Annotated in this window: 7 protein-coding genes; 4 read left to right on the top strand and 3 right to left on the bottom strand. The window is 45.8% G+C overall.

Annotated elements, in window-relative coordinates; all coding sequences use genetic code 11:
- The first annotated feature begins 77 nt into the window (after positions 1-77).
- The 4 genes from mcrB to mcrA are packed head-to-tail and all read left to right on the top strand — an operon-like array spanning position 78 to position 4,398.
- Positions 78-1,379 (top strand): coenzyme-B sulfoethylthiotransferase subunit beta, encoded by a 1,302-nt coding sequence (gene mcrB, locus VN429_RS00065; RefSeq protein ID WP_325628445.1) that lies wholly within the window; start codon positions 78-80, stop codon positions 1,377-1,379.
- On the top strand, positions 1,380-1,916 hold the full coding sequence (gene mcrD, locus VN429_RS00060; protein WP_325628443.1) for a methyl-coenzyme M reductase operon protein D: 537 nt from the start codon (positions 1,380-1,382) through the stop codon (positions 1,914-1,916).
- Between the two features lie 8 nt (positions 1,917-1,924).
- Complete coding sequence (mcrG, locus tag VN429_RS00055) at positions 1,925-2,695, top strand: coenzyme-B sulfoethylthiotransferase subunit gamma (RefSeq protein WP_325628441.1); 771 nt, start codon at positions 1,925-1,927, stop codon at positions 2,693-2,695.
- On the top strand, positions 2,692-4,398 hold the full coding sequence (gene mcrA, locus VN429_RS00050) for a coenzyme-B sulfoethylthiotransferase subunit alpha (RefSeq protein ID WP_325628439.1): 1,707 nt from the start codon (positions 2,692-2,694) through the stop codon (positions 4,396-4,398). The genes mcrG and mcrA overlap by 4 nt, the downstream gene beginning before the upstream one ends.
- A 67-nt stretch (positions 4,399-4,465) precedes the next feature.
- Here the strand turns inward: mcrA and nikR are convergent, their stop codons facing one another.
- From nikR to VN429_RS00035, 3 genes are all read right to left on the bottom strand, one after another.
- A complete protein-coding gene (nikR, locus tag VN429_RS00045; protein WP_325628437.1) occupies positions 4,466-4,924 on the bottom strand; it encodes a nickel-responsive transcriptional regulator NikR in 459 nt (152 codons plus the stop codon).
- Positions 4,925-5,033: 109 nt separating this feature from the next.
- Positions 5,034-5,852 (bottom strand): cobalt ECF transporter T component CbiQ, encoded by an 819-nt coding sequence (cbiQ, locus tag VN429_RS00040; RefSeq protein WP_325628435.1) that lies wholly within the window; start codon positions 5,850-5,852, stop codon positions 5,034-5,036.
- The coding region (locus VN429_RS00035) for an ATP-binding cassette domain-containing protein (RefSeq protein ID WP_325628433.1) at positions 5,849-6,666 on the bottom strand (818 nt) is incomplete at its 5' end. The genes VN429_RS00035 and cbiQ, both read right to left, overlap by 4 nt.

The following is a 6,666-nucleotide window of genomic DNA, read 5'->3' as shown; positions in this document are numbered from 1 at the left end:
ATGTTCTACAGCTCAAACCAATTCGGTTCATGGGCTCTCACTGTATTGCAACTTTCGATCTCGTACTGGATGAAACCATGACCAAGTATCAGGATTCCATTGATCTCTATTCTGACGATGGAAAACTTCTCAAATCCGGGGTTTCCCTGAATCGGATCCATCCGCTCATAAACCCGGCGACATTGAAGATTGTTGATTTAACCAAACGGACTATTAACGTCAATCTGGCAGGTATCGAACAGGCACTTAAAGGTGCAAAGCTTGGAAAAGGCAGGATACTAGGTCGTGAACTGAACCTTCCAATCATGGAACACAAGGATTCTCTCATCGAGCGGATCCATGACATGGTACAACTGGAAGAGGGAGATGACACAGATATCACTGAGTTCAACAAAGGTAATCTCCTTCTCGTGAAGGTTCCCACCCAGAGGCTTGTTGGTGCTTCCACATATGATGCGGCGATTACATCGGTTGCATCAGCGGTCACCTACGCAATTGTGGATGAGTTTGATGTCAGTCCTTTTGATGCCTCAACAGTAAAGGCAGCTGCCTGGGGATCGTATCCGCATACTCAGGATATGGAAGCTGCACTTGTCACTTCAATCCTTACAATTCCACAGAATAATGAAGGTATCGGGTATGCCCTCCGCAATATTTCAGTCAACCATTTTGTGATGATGACTGGCAGAAATGCACTGCAGGGTGCAGCACTTTCATCAACCCTTGAAACAGCAGCCATATTTGAGATGGGATGCGTCGGTCCGTTTGAACGAAATCAACTCCTTTGTTATGCATATCAGGGTCTGAATGCAAACAACATGGTCTATGATATTGTGAAGGATAACGGTCAGTCTGGAACCGTAGGAACAGTAGTTCAGTCCCTCGTTGAACGGGCACTAGAAGACCATGTCATCAAACCAGGCAAAAAGGGTGGGTACTTCCAGTTCTATGATACTGAAGATCCAGCACTTTGGAATGCATATGTTTCTGCAGGCACATTAGCTGCAACAATAGTTAATTGTGGAGCAGGGCGGTTTGTTCAGGCGGTATCAGCAACACTCCTGTATTTCAACGACATGATAGAGCACGAAACCGGGCTTCCAAGCAGTGATTTTGGAAGAAATATGGGAACCGGTGTTGGATTCTCGTTCTTCAGCCATTCGATCTATGGTGGTGGCGGGCCGGGTATCTTTAATGGAAATCACGTTGTGACCAGGCATGCATCAGGTGTTGCTATTCCCTGTGCAGTAGCAGCCGCCTCAATGGATGGTGGAACACAGATGTTCTCACCAGAAGGGACCTCAAAAATCATGGGAGAGACATACGGAACCATCGATGTATTCCGTCGTCCAATTAATCAGATTGCAGAAGGTGCCTGAATGAGCAACATCTCATCTGCCACCCAGGAGATCTATCCACAGGTGAAGATCGTCTCAATCAGGATGATGAAACCTGAAACAACGGAAAAACTTCTCAATATGATTGTGAAAGTTCCCGGCATCAGACGAATTCTTCTTAGAGGACAGAATATTCCTAAAACTGTTCCGTACGGTCCGGCCAGGGGAATTGAGAATACTACAGATTTTAAGACCGCCGTTACCGTTGCAGGCACTGATGTTGACATCAGACTCATGGTCGGTGATATCATTCTTGAACTTGAGGAAGCCTCTGTTGTAGACCGGATTGCAGAGACCTGTAATGAGTTCTTCACTAACTTCGGATTTTACATCCAGAAAGGGACCTTCATCAAACCAAATCCGACCATGGTTGACTACGCTAAGTACGGTCCGAAAATGGAGCCTGATTTGATCGGACTGTGCGATCCGAAACGTAAAGATAAACCCGTTAATATCGGCAGATATGAACAACAGGCCTCATTTTCAGGACATTGTGAGAACAACATGCTTGAAGGGTAGGTGAAGAGATGACATATACTCCCAATTACGGTCCTGGAACTTCAAAGGTTGCAATTAATCGCCGTAAACAGATGAATCCCGAGCATCACCTGAAGAAGATGCGGACCATCACTGATGAGGACATTATTCTCATTCTTGGACATCGCTCTCCTGGTGAGGCATACCGGAGTGTCCATCCACCGATTCAGGAGACAACCGAACCAGACTGCCCAATGCGGAGACTGGTAAAACCGACCGATGGTGCCCAGCATGGGGACCGGGTCAGATATGTACAGTTTGCAGATTCCATGTACAACGCTCCGTGTCAGCCATATCAACGCACGTACTCTGAAATGTACCGATTTAGGGGAATAGATCCTGGAACTTTGTCAGGCAGGCAGATCGTTGAATGCAGAGAAAGGGATCTCGAACAGTACTGCTCAACTCTGATGGAGACCGAGATGTTTGATCCGGCCCGGGTGAGTCTTCGTGGGGCAACGGTGCATGGTCACTCACTCCGGCTCTCTGAAGATGGGATGCAGTTTGATGCAATTCAGCGATGTACGCTTGGAAGTGACGGGATCGTATATTATGTCAAGAATCAGATCGGAGTCCCACTGGATCGCAAGGTCCCAGTCGGAAAGCCACTGGATGATGACTGGCTTCAGGAAAACAGTACGATCTTCCACTCCCTTCTGGGTAACCCGCTTCGTGAAGATCCTGAATATATTGAATATCTGCAGCGGATTCACACACTCCGTACTAAATACGGATTTATGCCCAGGGAGGTGAAGAAATGACCCATGTTGAGAAGACACAGAAAAAATTCCTCAAGGCTCTGAAAGAGAAATTTGCCGGCCAGGATGTAGAATCCCAGAAAACCAGTTTTTATCATTTTGATGGTGTTCACCAGTCTCCCAGAAAACGAGAATTCATCAAGATTAACGAGGAGATCGTCAACAAACGTGGTATCTCCATGTATGATCCTGACCACTGTCATCTGGGAGGAATCCCAATGGGTCAGAGGCAGCTGATGACCTACGAGGTCTCGGGGACTGGAACCTTTGTGGAGGGTGATGATCTTCACTTTGTCAACAACTCGGCTATGCAACAGATGTGGGATGATATCAGACGAACCATCATCGTCGGAATGGATATGGCCCACAACACCCTGCAAAAACGTCTTGGTTTAGAGGTGACTCCTGAAACTATCAACGAGTATCTTCACATTCTCAATCATGCATTGCCAGGCGGTGCTGTTGTTCAGGAACATATGGTTGAGACAAATCCGGGTCTCGTTGATGACTGTTATGTGAAAATCTTCACAGGAGATGATGAAGTCGCAGACCAGATCGATCCTCAATACCTCCTCAACATCGAGAAACTCTTCCCTAAAAAACAGGCTGAAGTGCTGAAAGCAGAAGTGGGAAAGTCGATGTACCAGGCTATACACGTCCCGACCATTGTTGGTCGTGTCTGTGATGGTGGAACAACCAGCAGGTGGTCAGCAATGCAGATCGGTATGTCATTTATTGCGGCTTACCGGACCTGTGCCGGTGAAGCAGCAGTTGCCGATCTCTCGTATGCGGCTAAGCATGCCGGCGTTATTCAGATGGGAACTCATCTTCCCGCACGGCGTGCCCGTGGACCAAATGAGCCGGGCGGTATCAAGTTTGGTCTTTTCTGTGATATCATTCAGGCAAACCGTAAGTACCCTGATGATCCGGCAAAGGCAGCACTTGAGCAGGTAGCTGCAGGTGCAGTCCTCTTTGATCAGATCTGGCTTGGTTCATATATGTCAGGCGGGGTCGGATTCACCCAGTATGCAACCGCTGCGTACACTGACAACATTTTAGATGATTACACGTACTACGGGATGGACTATCTCAAAGACAAGTACGGGTATGATTACACCCAGCCCGGTCCTGATAAGACGATCAAACCAACGCAGGAGATTGTTAATGACATTGGGACTGAAGTGACCCTCTATGGTCTCGAACAGTATGAGCAGTTTCCAACCCTTATGGAAGACCATTTTGGTGGTTCCCAGCGTGCAGCAGTTCTCGCTGCTGCATCAGGAATCAGTGTTTCAATGGCTACCGGAAACTCGAATGCCGGTCTGAACGCCTGGTACCTCTCAATGATTGTTCATAAGGATGCCTGGTCCCGGCTTGGATTTTTCGGATATGATCTTCAGGATCAATGTGGGTCATCGAACTCCCTTTCGATTGAACCTGACCGGGGAGCAATGGGTGAACTTCGTGGTCCTAACTATCCAAACTACGCAATGAACGTGGGACACCAGGGGGAGTATGCAGCTATCGTCGGTGCTGCTCACTTTGGGCGGGCTGATCCTTTCTGTTACGATCCCAGGGTGAAGATTACATTTGCGGATCCGTCTCTGCAGTTTGACTTTTCAGAGCCGAGAAAAGAGTTTGCCAAAGGAGCTATCCGGGAGTTTGAACCGGCAGGGGAGCGATCCCTGATCATCCCAGCACGATAACATTCCTACTTTTACTCGTACATGTCCCTATACCGGGGGTACATCCCCCGGATATATACATAAAAAATTATCCTTCCAGAGGAATTGTTGTAAGTTTCACGTTTTCTACGCCTTTTTGAGCCATCAATCGTTCAGCAACTTCTTTTACTTCTGCAGCATCACCCTTTACAAGAAGAACTTCTACACAACGGGTATGCGAGACATGTGAGTGCAGTGATGCTTGGATCACACCCATATAATCATGCTGAATATCAGTAATCGCAGCGACGAGGTTGCGTTGATGATGATCATAAACGATGGTAATAACTCCCTGACGAGGACCTGAAAGATCAGCCATCCATTTGTAATATGTGATGTATGATCTGATTGCATCGCGTATACCTTCAGACCGTGAAGAATACCCGCGTTTCTTTAAAATCTGATCAAAACTGGTGAGAAGATTTGATGGAAGTGAGACACCGATACGGGAGAGATCACTCTCCTGTAGGTTGTCATCCTCGGTTGCTGAAAATGGATCTTCGGGCATATACAGATACTATATGAGGCAATGAATATAATTCCATACACCTTATTCATGGTTTCGTTCTCGTACCAACAGCACAAAAAAAGAAAAAAAAAGAATAAATAATATCTCTTTATTGGTATCTGATCCAGCAGACGAGTGGAATTATAATTATATATCCCAGAGATATAGTAAGAAACCTGATGTCCATCCTGGACAGTGCCTTTTTGCAGATATACAAATACGTTCCCCTTCCGTATCCACGACAGAGCATGCTCATATAGGTCCGTTCGCCCTGCTCAAATGAACGAATAAACATTGTACCAAGAGTATAGCCCATCTGGGTGATTCTGTACCGATATGAAAGTGACCTGTCAAACGGATCAAAACATTTACTCTGAAATGTTTCATGGATCTTCTGGTACATCTGTCCAAATACAAACAGGTATCTGATCATCATTCCGAGAGCCAGTACAAAATCAGGTGGCATTTTTAGCCTGGCTGCTCCATCTAACAGATCCTGTAGGGTGGTCGTACAGGAGAGCAGAATGATAAACGAGAAACATACAAGAAATTTCAGGAGCAGAATCGAGGCAAAGTGAACAGACTCAGTGTAGATATTTACTCCCAAAGGAAGTGCGTAAAACACATGGTATTCGGTGTAATACTTATTTGTAAAAAAGATCTGAAACCCGCATATCATAAATCCAAACGGAAGAGCGGTTACTAGCCGCGAAAAATAGATGCGGTATGGAAGACGGGTTATGATCCAGAGCAGAGCCAGATAAAGCATAAACAAGCCAGCAACAGGATAAACAACCGATGAATATGGGACGGATACCATTGCAACAACCGTCGCACAGACTACAATAAATTTAACCCGTGCATCCAGGAGGTGAAAAAAACTCTGCTGATTTGCATACTGTTCAAGCGAAAAGAGTTCTTCTATCATGATATCTTCCCAAAGGCTTTGAGCAGGGCTACTTCTGTCTCTTCATACGTGAATCCCATCTCAACCGGCACCCCGTGCATCTGCAAGGACTTCAGAAGTTTTGGAAGAACGGGAATGTCCAATCTCACAGATTTTAGAAGTTCTGACTGTGAAAAGATCTCGTCAATAGATCCCTGGGCTATACATCTCCCTTTATCCATAACATACACAATCTGGGCAAGTTCAGAGACCAATCCTATGTCATGAGTCGAAAATATGACGGTTATTCCGTACCTGGTTGCAAATTCTTTTATATATCCAACAAGTTCTTGCACTCCTGCAGGATCAAGCCCTGCAGTTGGTTCGTCGAGCACAAGCACCTCAGGTTCCATTGCTAATATTCCGGCAATTGCAACACGCTTCTTTTCACCACCAGATAGCCGATGAGGAACCCTATGCCTGTAGTCTTCCAGGTTTACGATTTTAAGTGCTTCACAGACCCGGTGCTCGACAGTATCAGGATCCAATCCAAGGTTCATTGGGCCGAATGCAACATCCTGCTCAACGGTAGGAGAAAATATCTGATCATCGGGATTTTGAAAGACAATACCCACTTTTTTTCTGATGTTTCTGATATTATCTGTTCTGATTGGCTCACCATTAACTAAAACCATTCCTGAAGAGGGTTTTAGTATCCCATTCAGATGTTTGAATAATGTGCTTTTTCCTGCACCGTTAGGACCGATAACTGCAATCCGGCAATTTCGTGGTGCAATAAAATTGATTCCTTCAAGAGCCGTGATTGATCCCGAATATATATGACAGAGATCTCGTG

Source organism: Methanospirillum sp., from assembly GCF_035560735.1.
In the GTDB taxonomy this organism is placed as follows: Archaea; Halobacteriota; Methanomicrobia; order Methanomicrobiales; family Methanospirillaceae; genus Methanospirillum.
This window is presented reverse-complemented; position numbering and strand designations above follow the sequence as displayed.

Excerpts from the sequence above, each read along its gene's own strand:
- mcrB (WP_325628445.1), top strand. The coding sequence starts at position 78 with ATGACCAAGTATCAGGATTCCATTGATCTCTATTCTGACGATGGAAAA.
- mcrD (WP_325628443.1), top strand. The coding sequence starts at position 1,380 with ATGAGCAACATCTCATCTGCCACCCAGGAGATCTATCCACAGGTGAAG.
- mcrG (WP_325628441.1), top strand. The coding sequence starts at position 1,925 with ATGACATATACTCCCAATTACGGTCCTGGAACTTCAAAGGTTGCAATT.
- mcrA (WP_325628439.1), top strand. The coding sequence starts at position 2,692 with ATGACCCATGTTGAGAAGACACAGAAAAAATTCCTCAAGGCTCTGAAA.
- nikR (WP_325628437.1), bottom strand. The coding sequence starts at position 4,924 with ATGCCCGAAGATCCATTTTCAGCAACCGAGGATGACAACCTACAGGAG.
- cbiQ (WP_325628435.1), bottom strand. The coding sequence starts at position 5,852 with ATGATAGAAGAACTCTTTTCGCTTGAACAGTATGCAAATCAGCAGAGT.